The sequence below is a fragment of the Neorhizobium tunisiense genome, assembly GCF_039631515.1.
Taxonomy (GTDB): domain Bacteria; phylum Pseudomonadota; class Alphaproteobacteria; order Rhizobiales; family Rhizobiaceae; genus Neorhizobium.
Map to the genome: position 1 here is coordinate 1 of NZ_JBDIUU010000003.1, position 17,516 is coordinate 17,516.

Annotated in this window: 11 protein-coding genes, 3 tRNA genes, 3 rRNA genes and 1 pseudogene; 11 read left to right on the plus strand and 7 right to left on the minus strand. The window is 54.1% G+C overall.

What is annotated here, in order from left to right:
* Window positions 1-408 precede the first annotated feature (408 nt).
* From ABCW43_RS14200 to ABCW43_RS14225, 6 genes are all read left to right on the plus strand, one after another.
* Window positions 409-1,889: ribosomal RNA gene (locus ABCW43_RS14200) — 16S ribosomal RNA — on the plus strand.
* Window positions 1,890-2,214: 325 nt separating this feature from the next.
* A tRNA-Ile gene (locus tag ABCW43_RS14205) sits at window positions 2,215-2,291 on the plus strand.
* 77 nt (window positions 2,292-2,368) lie between these two features.
* A tRNA-Ala gene (locus ABCW43_RS14210) sits at window positions 2,369-2,444 on the plus strand.
* Between the two features lie 511 nt (window positions 2,445-2,955).
* Window positions 2,956-5,757: ribosomal RNA gene (locus ABCW43_RS14215) — 23S ribosomal RNA — on the plus strand.
* Window positions 5,758-5,993: 236 nt separating this feature from the next.
* A 5S ribosomal RNA gene (gene rrf, locus ABCW43_RS14220) occupies window positions 5,994-6,108 on the plus strand.
* The 16S, 23S and 5S rRNA genes sit together here with 3 tRNA genes alongside, the layout of an rRNA operon.
* Window positions 6,109-6,347: 239 nt before the next feature.
* Window positions 6,348-6,424, plus strand: a tRNA-Met gene (locus ABCW43_RS14225).
* On the opposite strand, the gene ABCW43_RS14230 is transcribed toward ABCW43_RS14225, so the two are convergent.
* Window positions 6,381-8,108, minus strand: coding sequence for a recombinase family protein (locus tag ABCW43_RS14230; protein WP_345926213.1), 1,728 nt, complete (start codon window positions 8,106-8,108; stop codon window positions 6,381-6,383). The genes ABCW43_RS14225 and ABCW43_RS14230 overlap by 44 nt on opposite strands.
* 12 nt (window positions 8,109-8,120) lie before the next feature.
* Entirely contained in the window at window positions 8,121-8,315 is a 195-nt protein-coding gene (locus ABCW43_RS14235; RefSeq protein ID WP_345925501.1) for a hypothetical protein, read from the minus strand.
* Window positions 8,316-8,888: 573 nt separating this feature from the next.
* On the opposite strand from ABCW43_RS14235, the pseudogene ABCW43_RS28830 reads away from it, so the two are divergent.
* From ABCW43_RS28830 to ABCW43_RS14255, 5 genes and pseudogenes are all read left to right on the plus strand, one after another.
* Window positions 8,889-8,936 (plus strand): annotated as a pseudogene (locus tag ABCW43_RS28830) (helix-turn-helix domain-containing protein); the annotation flags it as partial.
* Window positions 8,937-8,997: 61 nt separating this feature from the next.
* On the plus strand, window positions 8,998-9,432 hold the full coding sequence (locus ABCW43_RS14240) for a hypothetical protein (RefSeq protein ID WP_345925503.1): 435 nt from the start codon (window positions 8,998-9,000) through the stop codon (window positions 9,430-9,432).
* Between the two features lie 92 nt (window positions 9,433-9,524).
* On the plus strand, window positions 9,525-10,031 hold the full coding sequence (locus ABCW43_RS14245) for a hypothetical protein (RefSeq protein ID WP_345925505.1): 507 nt from the start codon (window positions 9,525-9,527) through the stop codon (window positions 10,029-10,031).
* Entirely contained in the window at window positions 10,031-11,287 is a 1,257-nt protein-coding gene (locus ABCW43_RS14250) for a DNA sulfur modification protein DndB (protein ID WP_345925506.1), read from the plus strand. Before ABCW43_RS14245 ends, ABCW43_RS14250 begins: the two co-directional genes overlap by 1 nt.
* Window positions 11,287-12,300, plus strand: a complete 1,014-nt coding sequence (locus ABCW43_RS14255) for a class I SAM-dependent methyltransferase (protein ID WP_345925508.1) — start codon at window positions 11,287-11,289, stop codon at window positions 12,298-12,300. Before ABCW43_RS14250 ends, ABCW43_RS14255 begins: the two co-directional genes overlap by 1 nt.
* A gap of 19 nt (window positions 12,301-12,319) precedes the next feature.
* Here ABCW43_RS14255 and ABCW43_RS14260 read toward each other — a convergent pair whose 3' ends face one another.
* From ABCW43_RS14260 to dndC, 5 genes are read right to left on the minus strand one after another with little or no spacing between them, the layout of a single operon-like run.
* A complete protein-coding gene (locus tag ABCW43_RS14260; protein WP_345926215.1) occupies window positions 12,320-12,523 on the minus strand; it encodes a sulfurtransferase TusA family protein in 204 nt (67 codons plus the stop codon).
* 32 nt (window positions 12,524-12,555) lie between these two features.
* Window positions 12,556-14,082, minus strand: coding sequence for a DNA translocase FtsK (locus ABCW43_RS14265; RefSeq protein WP_345925510.1), 1,527 nt, complete (start codon window positions 14,080-14,082; stop codon window positions 12,556-12,558).
* Window positions 14,079-16,184: a DNA sulfur modification protein DndD gene (dndD, locus tag ABCW43_RS14270; protein ID WP_345925512.1), complete on the minus strand. Its 2,106-nt coding sequence runs from the start codon at window positions 16,182-16,184 to the stop codon at window positions 14,079-14,081. The genes ABCW43_RS14265 and dndD overlap by 4 nt, the downstream gene beginning before the upstream one ends.
* Complete coding sequence (locus ABCW43_RS14275) at window positions 16,168-16,383, minus strand: DNA modification system-associated small protein (RefSeq protein WP_345925514.1); 216 nt, start codon at window positions 16,381-16,383, stop codon at window positions 16,168-16,170. The genes dndD and ABCW43_RS14275 overlap by 17 nt, the downstream gene beginning before the upstream one ends.
* On the minus strand, window positions 16,376-17,515 hold the full coding sequence (gene dndC / locus ABCW43_RS14280) for a DNA phosphorothioation system sulfurtransferase DndC (RefSeq protein ID WP_345925516.1): 1,140 nt from the start codon (window positions 17,513-17,515) through the stop codon (window positions 16,376-16,378). Before dndC ends, ABCW43_RS14275 begins: the two co-directional genes overlap by 8 nt.
* Window position 17,516 lies beyond the last annotated feature (1 nt).

The window sequence follows — 17,516 nt, forward strand, 5'->3', positions numbered from 1 at the left end:
GCTGTTGACTTCAAATGGTGGTGGGCACTATAACCCGCTCACTGAACGAGGGCGGCGGCGCTGCTGGCGACGACGACTTTCGTTCTAAAGAAATCACTGATTGATTGGCGCATGCTGGTTGGGACCGGGTTACGGTTTGGTCTCTGAAAGCAGTGCTGTTCGGGAAGTTTTGACGGTTTGGCCTTTTGGTTTTGAAGCGTCGGTTATTTGACAATTGAAGATGAGAAGAAAGAGAAACGTGGTCGGCGGTTTTCGCGGGTGAAGCTTTCGGGCTTTGCTCATAGGAAGACAAATGACGGTCACGTTTTGAACAAGAGAACACCTGGTTTTTTGGCGCAGTGATGCGGTTTAAGATCATAGTGAGTTCTCGTCGATTCAGAACAAGAGTGATTAGTCGGATTGGATTCTCAACTTGAGAGTTTGATCCTGGCTCAGAACGAACGCTGGCGGCAGGCTTAACACATGCAAGTCGAGCGCCCCGCAAGGGGAGCGGCAGACGGGTGAGTAACGCGTGGGAATCTACCCATCCCTACGGAACAACTCCGGGAAACTGGAGCTAATACCGTATACGCCCTTCGGGGGAAAGATTTATCGGGGATGGATGAGCCCGCGTTGGATTAGCTAGTTGGTGGGGTAAAGGCCTACCAAGGCGACGATCCATAGCTGGTCTGAGAGGATGATCAGCCACATTGGGACTGAGACACGGCCCAAACTCCTACGGGAGGCAGCAGTGGGGAATATTGGACAATGGGCGCAAGCCTGATCCAGCCATGCCGCGTGAGTGATGAAGGTCTTAGGATTGTAAAGCTCTTTCACCGGAGAAGATAATGACGGTATCCGGAGAAGAAGCCCCGGCTAACTTCGTGCCAGCAGCCGCGGTAATACGAAGGGGGCTAGCGTTGTTCGGAATTACTGGGCGTAAAGCGCACGTAGGCGGATATTTAAGTCAGGGGTGAAATCCCAGAGCTCAACTCTGGAACTGCCTTTGATACTGGGTATCTTGAGTATGGAAGAGGTAAGTGGAATTGCGAGTGTAGAGGTGAAATTCGTAGATATTCGCAGGAACACCAGTGGCGAAGGCGGCTTACTGGTCCATTACTGACGCTGAGGTGCGAAAGCGTGGGGAGCAAACAGGATTAGATACCCTGGTAGTCCACGCCGTAAACGATGAATGTTAGCCGTCGGCAAGTTTACTTGTCGGTGGCGCAGCTAACGCATTAAACATTCCGCCTGGGGAGTACGGTCGCAAGATTAAAACTCAAAGGAATTGACGGGGGCCCGCACAAGCGGTGGAGCATGTGGTTTAATTCGAAGCAACGCGCAGAACCTTACCAGCCCTTGACATGCCCGGCTCGCCACAGAGATGTGGTTTTCCCTTCGGGGACCGGGACACAGGTGCTGCATGGCTGTCGTCAGCTCGTGTCGTGAGATGTTGGGTTAAGTCCCGCAACGAGCGCAACCCTCGCCCTTAGTTGCCAGCATTCAGTTGGGCACTCTAAGGGGACTGCCGGTGATAAGCCGAGAGGAAGGTGGGGATGACGTCAAGTCCTCATGGCCCTTACGGGCTGGGCTACACACGTGCTACAATGGTGGTGACAGTGGGCAGCGAAGGAGCGATCCCGAGCTAATCTCCAAAAGCCATCTCAGTTCGGATTGCACTCTGCAACTCGAGTGCATGAAGTTGGAATCGCTAGTAATCGCGGATCAGCACGCCGCGGTGAATACGTTCCCGGGCCTTGTACACACCGCCCGTCACACCATGGGAGTTGGTTTTACCCGAAGGTAGTGCGCTAACCGCAAGGAGGCAGCTAACCACGGTAGGGTCAGCGACTGGGGTGAAGTCGTAACAAGGTAGCCGTAGGGGAACCTGCGGCTGGATCACCTCCTTTCTAAGGAAGCTGTGGAATTGGTAAGACGCCTGACCTGATCTTCGGATCAACTCAGGATGAACCTTCCCGTGCTTTTTAGAACAATAGATGGCACCAGTCAGGTGACCATCGAAACGCAATACGCCACGGAATACCTTCGGGTATCGGATGGTATGGCGAACCCGCCGACTACGTTTCTCTTTCTTCAAAAGGATATGAACCATTGGTTTGCGCTCACGCACGTACCGCCCTTCGGGCTGTGCTCCGCGAGGGCGCCGGACGACCGGCGACGGCTCGCTGAGCTTGTATGGGCGGTTTACGTTTGGGCTTTCGAGCCTGGCGAGATGGGCCCGTAGCTCAGTTGGTTAGAGCACACGCTTGATAAGCGTGGGGTCGGTAGTTCGAGTCTACCCGGGCCCACCATTTTTGGTTCGCCAATGTGGTTTGTTTGATGGTTTGCCTGATCCTGGCGTTTGTTTCGTCAGGTGTTTGTGATGGTTGGGGCTGTAGCTCAGCTGGGAGAGCACCTGCTTTGCAAGCAGGGGGTCAGCGGTTCGATCCCGCTCAGCTCCACCAATTCACTTTGGTGTCGATGCGAGCGCGAAACATATCCTTTGAAGAAATAAAAGTTTGCATCACTTCGATGAAGTGCTGCCTGTTCTGCAAAAATCGTGAAGAGAAGATTGATCTGGAGGCTTCCAGGTATGGGTTTAGGCCCATGTCCGAGGCCGGTTCCAATGACGTCGTGGATGGCCTAGCCGGCCGGATACGAAAGAGGGGCCGGAAGAGGTAGGAAGCTTGTCACTCTGGTCGGTCGTTGTTGGTGTTCTGACCTTCGGGTTTGAGCATCTCTGACGACTTGCTGATGTCCGTTTGCTAACCGCGCGGACCCGGATTTAATCTCGAGAAGCTGGTCTTAAAGACAGGTTTGCAAGCGGGTCGCTCGGCGTGACCCCAATCAAGCAGGCCTGTCGAACACGTCGATGGCATCATGAGAAGGGCTGGTTGTAAAAGGTAACCGGTCCGTCGCGCATTGGGTCTGAAAGCCTGATGGGTGGCTATATTGATGAGCATTGGCAATGAGAACGATTAAGTGTCGTAAGGGCATTTGGTGGATGCCTTGGCATGCACAGGCGAAGAAGGACGTGATACGCTGCGATAAGCCGTGGGGAGCTGCGAATGAGCTTTGATCCATGGATCTCCGAATGGGGCAACCCACCTTAGATACCTAGAAAGTTTAAGCCGATCTTCGGATCGGTTTAGGTTTCTAGGTATTGTTAAAAGGTATCTTACCTTCGAATAAAATAGGGGTAAGAAGCGAACTCGGGGAACTGAAACATCTAAGTACCCGAAGGAAAGGACATCAACCGAGACTCCGCAAGTAGTGGCGAGCGAACGCGGACCAGGCCAGTGGCAATCAGGAATAAAGCCGAACGCTTTGGAAAAGGCGGCCGCAGCGGGTGATAGCCCCGTAGGCGTAGAACACTGATTGTCCTAGAGTAGGGCGGGACACGTGAAATCCTGTCTGAACATGGGGAGACCACTCTCCAAGCCTAAGTACTCGTGCATGACCGATAGCGAACAAGTACCGTGAGGGAAAGGTGAAAAGCACCCCGACAAGGGGAGTGAAATAGAACCTGAAACCGGATGCCTACAAACAGTCGGAGGGGGCAACCCTGACGGCGTACCTTTTGTATAATGGGTCAACGACTTAGTGTAACTAGCAAGCTTAAGCCGGTAGGTGTAGGCGCAGCGAAAGCGAGTCTGAACAGGGCGTTCAGTTAGTTGCATTAGACCCGAAACCGAGTGATCTAGCCATGAGCAGGTTGAAGGTTGGGTAACACCAACTGGAGGACCGAACCCGCATCTGTTGCAATAGATTGGGATGACTTGTGGCTAGGGGTGAAAGGCCAATCAAACTCGGAAATAGCTGGTTCTCCGCGAAAACTATTTAGGTAGTGCGTCGATCGAATACCCCGGGGGGTAGAGCACTGGATGGGCTATGGGGACTCACCGTCTTACTGATCCTAACCAAACTCCGAATACCCGGGAGTACTAATCGGCAGACACACGGCGGGTGCTAACGTCCGTCGTGAAAAGGGAAACAACCCTGACCTCCAGCTAAGGTCCCCAAGTCATGGCTAAGTGGGAAAGGATGTGAGGATCCCAAAACAACCAGGATGTTGGCTTAGAAGCAGCCATCATTTAAAGAAAGCGTAACAGCTCACTGGTCTAATTAAGGGTCTTTGCGCCGAAAATGTAACGGGGCTAAAGCCATGCACCGAAGCTGAGGATACGTGACTTGTCACGTGTGGTAGCGGAGCGTTCCGTAAGCCTGTGAAGGAGGACCCGTGAGGGCCTCTGGAGGTATCGGAAGTGCGAATGTTGACATGAGTAACGATAAAGAGGGTGAGAGACCCTCTCGCCGAAAGACCAAGGGTTCCTGCTTAAAGTTAATCTGAGCAGGGTTAGCCGGCCCCTAAGCCGAGGCAGAAATGCGTAGGTGATGGGAACCACGTTAATATTCGTGGGCCTGGTGGTAGTGACGGATCGCAAAAATTGTTCAACCTTATTGGATTGGTTGGGCAGTGGGGCGGTTCCAGGAAATAGCTCCACCATTATAGACCGTACCCGAAACCGACACAGGTGGTCAGGTAGAGTATACCAAGGCGCTTGAGAGAACTATGTTGAAGGAACTCGGCAAATTGCACGCGTAACTTCGGAAGAAGCGTGACCCCATTTTGGGCAACCATAATGGGGTGGCACAGACCAGGGGGTAGCGACTGTTTATCAAAAACACAGGGCTCTGCGAAGTCTAAAGACGACGTATAGGGTCTGACGCCTGCCCGGTGCTGGAAGGTTAAGAGGAGAGGTGCAAGCTTTGAATCGAAGCCCCAGTAAACGGCGGCCGTAACTATAACGGTCCTAAGGTAGCGAAATTCCTTGTCGGGTAAGTTCCGACCTGCACGAATGGCGTAACGACTTCCCCGCTGTCTCCAACATAGACTCAGTGAAATTGAATTCCCCGTGAAGATGCGGGGTTCCTGCGGTTAGACGGAAAGACCCCGTGCACCTTTACTATAGCTTTACACTGGCATTCGTGTCGGCATGTGTAGGATAGGTGGTAGGCTTTGAAGCGGGGACGCCAGTCTTCGTGGAGCCATCCTTGAAATACCACCCTTATCGTCATGGATGTCTAACCGCGGTCCGTCATCCGGATCCGGGACAGTGTATGGTGGGTAGTTTGACTGGGGCGGTCGCCTCCGAAAGAGTAACGGAGGCGCGCGATGGTGGGCTCAGACCGGTCGGAAATCGGTCGTCGAGTGCAATGGCATAAGCCCGCCTGACTGCGAGACTGACAAGTCGAGCAGAGACGAAAGTCGGTCATAGTGATCCGGTGGTCCCGCGTGGAAGGGCCATCGCTCAACGGATAAAAGGTACGCCGGGGATAACAGGCTGATGACCCCCAAGAGTCCATATCGACGGGGTTGTTTGGCACCTCGATGTCGGCTCATCGCATCCTGGGGCTGGAGCAGGTCCCAAGGGTTTGGCTGTTCGCCAATTAAAGCGGTACGTGAGCTGGGTTCAGAACGTCGTGAGACAGTTCGGTCCCTATCTGCCGTGGGTGTAGGAATATTGACAGGATCTGTCCCTAGTACGAGAGGACCGGGATGGACATATCTCTGGTGGACCTGTTGTCCTGCCAAGGGCATAGCAGGGTAGCTATATATGGAATGGATAACCGCTGAAGGCATCTAAGCGGGAAACCAACCTGAAAACGAGTGTTCCCTATCAGGGCCGTGGAAGACGACCACGTTGATAGGCCGGGTGTGGACGTGCAGCAATGCATGAAGCTTACCGGTACTAATAGCCCGATTGGCTTGATCGTTCTCATTGATTATGCTCATCGAACGAAGTTCGATGTGCCTAAGACCTTTGTCCTGACGGCGTACGCAAACCTTTGGTTTGCTGCCTGCGGACGGCCCGCGCCACATGGCGCGACGGCCTCTGGCCTGCATGGGTGCCCAAAGCGCTCATCGGGTCTGGAAAGGTTTAAAGACGTGTTCAAAGACTAAAAACGAAGTGAAAACTTCACCAGCTTCTCACAATGTTGCGCTTCGCTGACCTGGTGGTTATTGCGGGGCGGCCGCACCCGTTCCCATTCCGAACACGGCCGTGAAACGCCCCTGCGCCAATGGTACTCCGTCTCAAGACGCGGGAGAGTAGGTCGCTGCCAGGTCTGCTAAACGCAACATATCTTCTCATTCACGAAAACAAACGGCCCCTGGCCGAAACCAAGGGCCGCCCAAAAGCGGCCCTTTTGCCGTTCAATACCGAAATACGAGGCAAGCCGCACTGGAAACTTTCCCCTGCGTCCCTCACAGGAGACAAATCGCCTTCGGCAATTTGCTCCGGCACAGTCCGCCATCGCGTCGCGACGGCGGAGCCGCGACAAACCTCAAAGAGGTTTGCGCTTAACGCGGGGTGGAGCAGCCCGGTAGCTCGTCAGGCTCATAACCTGAAGGCCGCAGGTTCAAATCCTGCCCCCGCAACCAACCATTCCTGCGATCCAAATAAAGCCCCATTACGGGGCTTTTTGCGTTTTTGGCTACCGGATTGATCAGTACGGCCCATGAGGTCTTCCAGGATGGCCCTCTCGTTGAGAAACTCGGGCTTCTTCTTGCCTGATGCGAAGGTGAGGATCGCGGCCAGATCGCCGCGCAGCACGATCACCAGTTCCGCACCATCAGGCACGAGATCGATGCGGCTGACCAACGTGCGGAGTCTGTCAGCCGCCAGTGCCCGCGTCTGCTCGTTACCAAGCTGGTCGTGGAGTGCCGCGATCTCCTCATGATAATACTTCGCCAGATTGGGGTGGAGCAGGGGCGGTGGTTCTGTCGCATTGTCCAGGAAGCCGGTCAGCTCCTTCTTGCGTGCTTCGAGAGCCACCATCTTTGCGTTGATCCGGTCAGCAGCACCGCCCTTCAGAATAAGGTCGAGAAGGGTATCGAGCTCGCGGTCGATCCGTTTGATCTCGGCAGCCGATGAATCGAGCGACGCGCGGGCTTCCATTCGCGCCTTGTTGACCTCCCTCGTAAACTCCTCGCAGAATTCCTTGTAGAGTTCCGGCTCCATCAGGTGCTTGTCAAGGCCGTCGAGAACGGAGGCCTCAAGCGTGTCACGGCGGATGTTCAGCCGGTTGTCGCAAGTCCCCTTGGTCCGGGCATTGGTGCAGCCGAGCATGTCCTTCGAGATCATTGAATAACCGCCACCGCAGCAGCCGCATTTGATGAGGCCGGTGAACAGATGTTTTGGCCGGCGACGTTCGTTTAGAACTCGATTGTCGCCCAGCTGGGTTCCGGGTTCCAGCGCCATCTGGTCCTGGCGTGTCTTCACCGCATCCCACAGGTTCTGATCGACGATCCGCAGATCCGGCACGTCTTGAACGACCCAATCCGTTTCTGGATTGAGGCGCGATACGCGTTTGCCCGTATCAGGATCCTTCAGGTATCGCAGGCGGTTCCAGACCAGTTTCCCGATATAAAGCTCATTATTGAGAATGCCAGTTCCGCGCTTTTGATTGCCATGAATGGTGGATGGTCCCCATTCGCTGCCTTGCGGACCTGGCACTCCTTCGCTGTTCAGCACCATGGCGATCGTGCGCGAGGATTTGCCCGCCAGATAGTCCGTGAAAATCCGCCGGACGATATTGGCTTCCGGCTCGTTGATGGTGCGCTCGCCGCGGCTGGTTTCGCCTGATGGTTCGACGTGGCGCACGACGTCGTAGCCGTAGCAGAGGCCACCGCCGGATTTGCCTTCTTCCACCCGGCCGCGCAGACCACGCCGGGTCTTATCGGCAAGGTCTTTGAGGTAAAGGGCGCCCATGGTGCCCTTGAGGCCGATATGCAATTCGCTGACTTCACCTTCGGATAGGGTAACGATGCTGACGCCGGCAAAGCGCATGCGCTTGTAAAGCCCAGCGATATCTTCCTGATCGCGCGAAAGGCGATCGAGGGATTCCGTCAGGATGACGTCGAAGCGTCGCTTCAGTCCGTCGGCGATCAGTTCCTGGATACCGGGCCGGATCAGCGAGGCACCTGAGATAGCGCGATCGGTATAACTGTCGACGATCGTCCAGCCTTCGCGCTGAGCCCGTGTGCGGCAAATGCGAAGCTGGTCCTCGATCGAGGCATCACGCTGGTTGTCGGAGGAATAGCGGGCGTAAAGAGCAACCTTCATGAGATGGCCTCCCTATCTGAGGAGGCGTTCGCGGGTGGCGCGCTCCTGTTCGGCTTCGACGAATTTACGGGCAGCCTGTCGCGCCAGCAAGCGGACAAGTTCGCGGAGGCGCGGATCGGGCTTCGACGGATCGTAGACCGGCATGTCGTCGGCGGGGGCGAGCACGACCCGCACGCTGTCTGCCGCTGTCCCTTTCCGCTTTGCCATAGCACGATCCTCGCCCATGAACGGTCCATTCCGCTCCGGGCAAAGACTGGGCCGGTAACCGGCGTATTTGAATGCGAATTCGCGGGCATGTCAGCGACCTCCAGCGTAGTCCATCGTGCCTTGACGGTCCGGCGCGCATTCGATCGCAGGTCGTGCGGCGGAAACAGAGGGCACCGGCGTAAGAATACTTGAATTTTGCGGCGGGCGAATCCCCCTGCCGGTAGAATTATTTTGCGTTCTTCGTTTCCATGACAGCTCGCGAATTTGCGTGATCGTAGATCCTGCACTTGCCAATCGACACAAGGATAGCTGCGCCAGCTTTTCGCCGATCGGCTGCGGCCGATTCCCTGCCGATCTTGGGCGACGCCAAGGGATCCTACCCCTTTCTCCCCTGCAAACGCCATCTGCGCATGGCTGCCCAACTGGGCGTTATCGGCAGAGGATATCCGAACTTTGCGACAGACGTCGGCCATCAATCCGGTTGCCCGCCGCGGGGGCGGCGAAGGCGCCTGGTGTCACGCGGCCCCCGGTCGCCATCGTTCCGCAAGGGGAGGGGGATGATGGTGACGGCGGCGCGAGATGACGGGGAGGGGGAGGTTTCGGGCGTGGGGAATGATTTAATGAATTGACTATCGGAGCATTAGGGGGTGGAGTTTCATCGGTGTTTCGGTCGGTTGGATTCATGGTTGATACGTATTCAATTATTTTTACTACTGCGGGCACGATATCCGCGGCAATAGTCGCAGCTGTGGTGAGCTACATCGCAGGACGCGGCATGAAGCGCCATGAGTGGCAACTGATGCTCGTTCGCGAAAAAATTCTGGCTCGCCAGCGCCTTTATGCAGACTTTGTTTCGGAAGCCGATCGGCTGCTGCTGTTCAGCATTCAGAGTAAGATCTCGGATCCTGTTGGATTTCACGATCTTTTGCGAAAGTTTGGCGAGATACAGCTTCTGGCACGTGACGACGTTACGGAGGCTGCTAAACAGATGGCAGACCATATCATTTTATCGCATTTGGCCGGGGAGGTTGCGGACGCTAATGCGCCTAGTCTGCATCCGCTGAAGACGACGTTTATCATGTTAGCAAAACAAGAACTCAAGGACTATGGAGCTTAGAGGAGCTTCTTGCGATACGTTGAGAGTTGCGCAACTTTTAATTGATTATTCAGCGTAGCTCGGTAACAAAGAACTAAACTGAGAAAACAGCAATGCCATCCCAAAGTTTCGACCTCGTCAATGCAACGAAGCGGTACAAAGCAGAAAACTATGAATTTTTCCTCAGCATGAAGAGCTGGAAGAAATTTAGAACGAGGTACAAGCTCGTATGGTCGAAGGCTCGCTTTGTGGATGGGGGGCATCCGGCAATACCAAACGAACGGGGACTTTACTTCTTCACTGTGGAGTTGATGCCGTCAAAGCTGCCAGCACACGGATATATTTTGTACATCGGTGAAGCAGGACAGGATTCCGCAAATACGCTCCGTAAGCGATATGTCCAATACGTTCGAGAATGGAAAGGTGGATCAGGACGCCCAGCGGTCAGGTTTATGATTGAGAATTGGATGGGTGACCTATTCTTCAACTTCGTTTCACTTCCAGACGAAAACATCGATTTAAAGAAGATAGAGCGATCGTTGTTGAACGCTATTATTCCTCCTATCAACAAGCGTGATTTTGAAGCTGAAATCATGGCTCCGCGAGCGGCGAAATTCTAATGAATGATGAACCTTTAATACTCCCCTCTTTGCGTGGAAGCTTTGGCAGCTGGATCTTCTACTCCTGTCTGATCCCGATTGCAGAGGTTGGTGCGCGGGTCAAGTTTGCAGAAGATATCCACCCGGACAAAGCGCTCTCGCGCCTTATTCAACGGAGTCTTGAAGGACCTCGTGCCCGCCAAATCGCGCAATACCTCTCAGGCAACGACGACCGCTTCTTCAACTCGCTGGTACTGGCAACTTATGGCGGTAAGCCAGAATGGTTGGAGGTCGGTAACTTCCGCTCCGAAAAGAACGCAAGTATCGTTGAGAAGATTTCGCAGCAGGCCCTCGACACCCTGGGCTTCCTTAGTCTGAACGGTAAGGAGAAACTCTTTGCTGTCGACGGCCAACATCGCTTAGCTGGGATCAAGCAAGCGCTGGAAGATAATCTAGAGTTGGGTCAAGATCTTCTACCCGTAATTCTCGTTGGCCATAAGAAGACGGCCGCTGGTCTTCAGCGTACCCGCCGACTTTTCACGACACTCAACAAAACCGCAGTCCCGGTTAAAAAGAGCGACATTATTGCGCTTGATGAAGACGATGTGATGGCAATAGTTTCGCGCCAACTCGTCGAGAATGAGCCCAGTTTTCGCGACCCAAAAATCGCAGTGATAGCGAGCCCGAATATACCTTCTGGAAATCGAGTTTGCCTGGCAACAATTTCCACCCTTTATGAGGTGCTTAGACTGCTATTTGTTCACGTAACACAATCAAAAACGGATCGGAAACTCCGGTTCAATAGACCCTCAGATGAAAGATTGATATATTTCAGGAAGGTTGCGGTCGATTATTTCCGAGCACTTGCGGATGCATTCCCGCCAGTGAAGGATCTGTTTGACGCAAACGATCCTGGATTGGTTACTCCAAACTATCGACACGCCGAGGGTGGCCACATTCTCTTTCGGAAGATTGGTCTGGAAATGTTCACGCGGACGGCCATTGAACTGAGCAAGGCCAAGAAAGTTAGTCTCGTGAGCGCGGTTGCCCTGATGAAGCACCTGCCAACTGAACTCGACGGCGAGCCCTATCGTAATGTGGTTTGGAGCCCCGCATCGCATACTATGCGTGTTTCAAACAAGTCGGTGTCACACGATGTCCTGCGCTACATGCTTGACCTGAACGTCGATGAAGCTGCGCTCGTAGAGCGTTACCGAGTTGCTTCCGGAGCGGAGAAAGACGACCCGAGCATACAGCTGCCGAAAAAGATCGTGTGATGCCAGAGAACGAGACGGTTAGAGTCGCGCTGTATACTCAAAACTCGGAGAACTTCCGATCTTTGAATCAACTAATGTGGCAGATTCCGCTGATCTCCATGACGTTGACTGGCGGACTTTGGTTTGGGGTCTCTAGGTCAGACTCCCTGCCGCTATTTCAAGTGTGCCTTCTCGGCTTGGCAGCGGCAGGAAATATTGGCCTTCTCATTGTCCTCTACAGGTTGCGTTATGTCATGGAACGCTACCTTGGCTGGCTGAAAAACTTCGATCAAGGTGGATATGTGGGCGCACCCGGGGATGGGTTCTTCACAAAGCCATATATGGTGAGGTCAACCTTTCAGATAATGTTACTGCTCGCAGCGATAACAAGCGCGATTCTCATGGTGGCTACAATGAACACAGCGGGGTGGTTCGGAGATGGGAGCGGTTCCCGCGCCGTCGCGTTCTATGAACGTCAAGCCAAAGATCTCGCCGAGAACTACGAACTCGTGCCCTTTGACCAAGCTCATCCTGTGTTGTCCAACGAGCTCGGTGGTAAACCGCCTAAGTCGATCCTTGACGTGGGCGCCGGGACCGGTCGCGATGTAAATTGGATGGCTGCCAATGGCCACAGCGTTGTTGCCATCGAACCCGCAGCGTCTTTCAGGGCGTTGGCAGCACACCTCCATCCAAATGCATCCGCCCAGTGGCTCGACGATCGACTGCCGAAGCTCGAAAAGCTGACGGCGCAGCGATTTGATTGGATTGTAATGAGCGCCGTATGGATGCATGTTCATCCCCAGGATCGGCCTGCTGCATTAGCCCGACTTAAAACTCTACTCACTCCAACCGGTAAGATCTACATCACCCTGCGGCTAGGCCCGCCTGATCCAGCGCGAGAAATCTATCCTGTCTCTGTTGAGGAGCTTCGCGATATTGGCGTGCCGCTCGGGCTGAAGCTTCAAGAATTCGGCGAACGTGAGGATTTACTGGGCCGTCCAGAGGTGAAATGGCGGACCGTGGTTTTGTCTTAGTCTTAGCCTTCTGCGGTGCTCATTTCAGCCGGATCAAATACCATCTCACGTCGTCGGCGACGCCTTTCTCCAGCAGTTGATGTCCGTCCGAGTTGACCATGTGGGGAATATCAATATCGGCAAGTGGGTCCGTACACTCAACGCGTATATAAGTGCGCGATGGCAGTTTTCGGACCGCTTTTCGAGTACGCGCCACCGGGATTGGGCACTTAAGTCCCTTCATATCCAGCAGGTAAATGGTTTCGCTTTCTAAGATCACTTGCGCACCAAACTTTCTACATCAGTCAGCGACAGGAGGTAGCCATGCGCACGTACAGCGTCAGTTCCTGACAGCTTGACAATCATATCGCCGCGACCGAGCAAATCTTCTGCTCCAGGCTCGTCGAGAATGATCTGGGATTCCGAGCTCTTTTGGACGGTAAGAGCAATACGTGCAGGAACGTTGCTTCGAAGAAGACCCCGGAACGTCTGAGCATCTGGACGCTGTGTAGCCAGAATGAGGTGGATGCCAGCCGCGCGGGCCATTTGGGCCAGCCTGACGATTTTCTGTTCCACATCGCGATCCTGAAGAACAAGATCCGCAAGCTCATCAATGCATGCCACGATGAAAGGAAGGTGCATGCCTCGTTTCGCGGCGTCTGCGATACTGTTTACGTTCAATTCGCTGAGTCGGCGATAACGATCGTCCATCTCTGCAACAAGATCGTCGATCATTGTACGGCACGCGGGTCCCCCTACCGCCATACTGTCGCGCCAGAGAAAACGCGAGCTAGAATAAACACCAAACTCGACTTGCTTCGGGTCCATGAGCGCGAGTCGCAACGTGGACGGTGAGTGCTTGGTGATCAGTGAAACCAGCAAAGAATGAACGCACACGCTCTTACCCTGCCCGGTCGCGCCGCCTACCAATAGATGAGGAGCGGTGGTCAAATCGAATTGGATCGGCTTTCCCACAACATCCACCCCAGGGCTAACGATAAGGTGTTGACCATTGGAGGGCACAGTACGGAGGGCGTCTATCAGAGCCTGTTTGCCCTCTACGCGCCAAGTGTCCCTAGGTCTTGGGACGTCGATCATAACTGTCCGAGCTTCGTCACCTGCACTCAATGTTGGCATCTGCTGTTGAAGACTCATCGCAAGAGCGAGCCGTTCCAAGCCACGCTTTAGCTTGTCCAGTTGATTAACGTCGCGTAGTGCCACCCGATAGCGGGTGAGACGGGGGCCATGAACGACACCCTTGACCTCGGCATTCACGCCAATCTCCGACAGGCTTCGGATCAACTGCCCCGATTGGTCGGCGGCGGCGGTATTTTCTGCCTTCTCGCGGGTGCCCTCGGATTGGAGGACCGACCGATCCGGAAGATCGGCTCTTCGCTTCACAAGCGTGCCGACAAAATCATCAAAATCTTCGTTGCTATTTCTCCAATCGTCATAAAGGAGACCGGCGCCACGATGCCAGTGCTGCCTGAGGAGGCCGCGAAACGTATCCATTCCCTCAGTAGCCGCACTCCCGGATGTTCTCGCGTGCGTTAAGATCAGACCAACCCAAATCGCAACGTCATCCTGTGTAAATAGTGACGAAGCAGGGATCTCAAGGCCCTTGGCATCTACTTGTTCTTCGGTCAGTTTTCCGAGCGAAAGTGATCGGCCTATTGCCAACCGTGCAACCGCGGCTTTGGTCGACAACCCGAGGACTTCCATCAATGTCTTGGTTTGGTTATCTGCATGCGCCGACGTGCGGAATCGAGCAGCCATGATTTGTTGAAGACTGATAGTGCTCATGCCACTTCCTCAAGGAAGTACTTATCCTCGTACGCCTTGGTCCTGCCAATGCCGTCGCCCACATCGGAGTGGTCAAGAAGATACGTCTTCGAGATATTATCGCGAATGCGCGCAAGAAACGCAGCGTCGATTTCCTCGTCCTGGCTAAGAAGGATCACCTGACGGTTCTTTTCTCCGGTCCAGTATTTTAGGATGTTCTGACGGTGCTTGCTATCGAGACGGCCGAGCGGGGTATCTACTACAAGCGGGGCCTTGACCCCAGAGACCCGCGCGAGACCGGCGATCAAGGCAGTTGCAAAGATTTGGTTTTCGCCTGCTGATCGATCGAAGGCGAGCGGCTTGCCCGATTTTCCTATAATAATTGTCGTTCCGTCGTCTTTAATTTCGATTTTTGACACCTGATCCTTGTGGGCGAGCTGTTTGTAGACCGTGGTCATATTGGCAGCGAGTTCTTTTACTTTGAGCGGGAAAAGGGCAGGTATCACGGCTTCGATCACTTTCCGCACACGATCTGACCGCTCGATGATAGCGCGTGCCGGCGACGACTCGTCGAGCTTACGCCGCTCGCGTTCATAATCGGCACGCTGCGAAGAAATTTGAGCATCCAAGGCTACCAGGCGCCGATCGTCAGATCGCCATTCGTCATCCAGGGCAGTCATCCGGTCTTGCACACTTTTCAGCTCCACTGTCAGTGATGCCAAAGTCCCGTCGCGATCGATCCCTTCAAGGCGCGTAATCTTTCTTCCGAGATCGTCAATTCGATCTGTGAGGTCAGCTTCGGCGCGCAAGACGTCTTGTATTTCTTGATAACCGAGCGACATGCTTCCAAGCGTTGAAAGCACTCTTTCTCGCTCCGTGGACGAAAGGTAGTCGTGGTCGATCACCTCGGCGCAATCATTCGGGGGCGGATAAAACAAGCTCGCCCATGCCGCATTCATGCGGCTACGGATCGCCTCAAGCTGCTCTTCAGTCAACGGGGGATCGATCGCAGGATCGGATTGCTGTTCGTAGGCCGATTTGAATTCGAGTTGCCTGGGTTCAAGCGCGCGTTTCTCCGCATCCCATTGAAACCAACGTTGCTCCTTTTCAAGCTGCGTCTGGTAGGCGATTACAAGGTCCTTTGAGACCAAATGGAAAGGAAGCCGCACCGCAAGAAAATCTTCGAGCTTCCGGTGTGTGTCCCGGAGCTGACTACGTACCTGCTCGCGCTCCTCAATGAGGTCTTTATAGGTTGCTGTGTCACCGCCGCCGCCACCTGCTGCTGTTACGCGCTCTAGAAGGGATTGAAACTCCCCGTCGAGGCGACCACGCTGCTGCCGCGCTTCATCTAGCTTCCTTTTGATTTCGCCGGCAGTTCGCTCGTTCTCTGAAAGCTGGTTGAAGAGGAGCGACAACCGATCTTCATCCACATTTGCCACGGTCTCGCGTTTCGACCGTTCAAACTGTTTCAAACGATCCGCTAGATTTCGTAGCAGTACGACGCCCAATAGGCCCTCGAGCCCTTGTTTCACTTGCTCTACTCGGCCCTGGTCGGCCAGCTTTTTTACCTCTTCGCCGTCGAAGAAGAAGAATGGAGCGACATGGGCAGGCACGAAAAACTCGTCCAACGCTTCAGATAAGTGGAATGAGTTCCTACCATCAGATCGTGGCAGCTGCGGCACGCCGCGAAGAATCTCCCGATAAGTCGCCTCTTCGTCAGTCCAACTACCGTTTGACCGGAAATACCATTTCCGAGAGATCTCGACAGCTTTGCTTTTGGTTCGGTGGATAACCACCTTGACCATCATGGTGTCTCGACCGTCTCTCAGAGCTTCCCCGTTGAACGCCTTCTCCAAAAAAGTTGGGTAGCCGCGTGTTTCATCGGTTTTGAGACCGGCGCGAGCAAGGTGCGACATCGCATCTTTGCCGTAGAGGCAGAGATAAAGAGCTTCGAGAATCGAGGTCTTCCCGTAACCGTTCATTCCCCCAATCAGGACGACATTGCGGCCGTCGGTTGGTTCAGGAAACTCAAATTCCTGGCGTTGATATGACTTGAAGCAAACGAGCTCGATTCTAGATATCCACATTATGTCGTACGCCCCGCCCTCAATCCATTCGCCCAAGGATTTCTTCGATCCGCTGATAGATGCCCGCAGCCCGCTCCTGATGTTGTCTGGCGCGCTGCAAACCCACCAGTTCAGCCAGAACGTCGACAGGAACGTTGTTCGCTTCCGCAATGTTCTTTAAGACCTGGCTGGCTTCTTCGTCTGCCCACAGTGGGAGATCGTTGAGCTGCGCTTCTTCAGCAAAAGTTTCAGACATCCGCCAAGCCCCCTTGTGCCTGTAGTTCATCGGCCCAGTGACGATAAATAAGCTTTAGCTCGTCATCATTTATAAGCCGGTCCCCGAACTGCTCCTGAACCTCAAGCAGCTTAGCGAGGATTTCCCGCCTCGCCTGGATCGTGAACGGACCAGGAATATGCTTTCCGTTGGTGTCAAACGATACCTTGCCATTGCGTCGTACGATCTGGCGCATCACTGGATTGTTGCGGATGGAACGGAGCCAGTCTCGAAAATCAATCAGTGGCTTAAACTCATGCTTTCCAGCATCAACGAAACCCTGCAGACTCTTGTCCTTCTCGACAACAGTGCAGGTCCAGCATCCAAATCTACTGTTCGAAGTGCCACACCCAGGGGCTTCGTCGGCGCTTAGAACGACCGGGCATTCTCCTCCCTCAGAGTCGCGGTATAGTTTGATTAGTGAGGAGTGATCGCCACCCCAAGGGGCGTGATAAGTGCCAAGGATTTCCCAAACATCCTCAAGTCCGAGATCGACAATCGGTCGGTAGATGAGCGCGCCGGGCAAACGTTCATGAGGAGATAGGTTGCCGCCCCTTCCATTACGCCATTTGTCAATCGAACGTTGACGCGATTGGCTCTCGTCACGCCGGACTCCGAGGATTACAATAGCGGCGCCGGACTCTGACGCCTTCTCTTTGATATACCCGCTCGTCGGTTGAATTTTCAGTCGGTCGGTGCACCACCGCATCGTCATATTCGGACTCGGGTAGCCTTTCCCGATTAAGAGAACCCAAAACGTTTTGTCGGGGTCAGGCTGAGTACGTGCAACTGTAATTGGAAGATGCAGGCTTTCGGCAGCATCGGCAATTCGCGCGGTTACTTGATCGAGGTGACTGATCACGAGCGGGGATTCGACCATCGTGTCGTTTGAAACGATGTGGATAGGACGGGTTCGCTTCGAAGGTGAAACATCGAGCAGCGCTTCAAACACGGCATGCGTAACTACCGTGCTATCCTTCCCACCGGAGAAACCAATGATCCAAGGATAATCCTGCTGGTCGGAAAGGTACTCTCTTTTTATGCCTTCAACGATCGAGGACCAAGTCTCCTCTATGGAGATATCATCCTCAATTTGAAGCGTGACGTATGTCATT

Coding starts and splice junctions, on each gene's coding strand:
- ABCW43_RS14230 (WP_345926213.1), bottom strand. CDS start 8,108: ATGAAGGTTGCTCTTTACGCCCGCTATTCCTCCGACAACCAGCGTGAT.
- ABCW43_RS14235 (WP_345925501.1), bottom strand. CDS start 8,315: ATGGCAAAGCGGAAAGGGACAGCGGCAGACAGCGTGCGGGTCGTGCTC.
- ABCW43_RS14240 (WP_345925503.1), top strand. CDS start 8,998: ATGGTTGATACGTATTCAATTATTTTTACTACTGCGGGCACGATATCC.
- ABCW43_RS14245 (WP_345925505.1), top strand. CDS start 9,525: ATGCCATCCCAAAGTTTCGACCTCGTCAATGCAACGAAGCGGTACAAA.
- ABCW43_RS14250 (WP_345925506.1), top strand. CDS start 10,031: ATGAATGATGAACCTTTAATACTCCCCTCTTTGCGTGGAAGCTTTGGC.
- ABCW43_RS14255 (WP_345925508.1), top strand. CDS start 11,287: ATGCCAGAGAACGAGACGGTTAGAGTCGCGCTGTATACTCAAAACTCG.
- ABCW43_RS14260 (WP_345926215.1), bottom strand. CDS start 12,523: ATGAAGGGACTTAAGTGCCCAATCCCGGTGGCGCGTACTCGAAAAGCG.
- ABCW43_RS14265 (WP_345925510.1), bottom strand. CDS start 14,082: ATGAGCACTATCAGTCTTCAACAAATCATGGCTGCTCGATTCCGCACG.
- ABCW43_RS14275 (WP_345925514.1), bottom strand. CDS start 16,383: ATGTCTGAAACTTTTGCTGAAGAAGCGCAGCTCAACGATCTCCCACTG.
- dndC (WP_345925516.1), bottom strand. CDS start 17,515: ATGACATACGTCACGCTTCAAATTGAGGATGATATCTCCATAGAGGAG.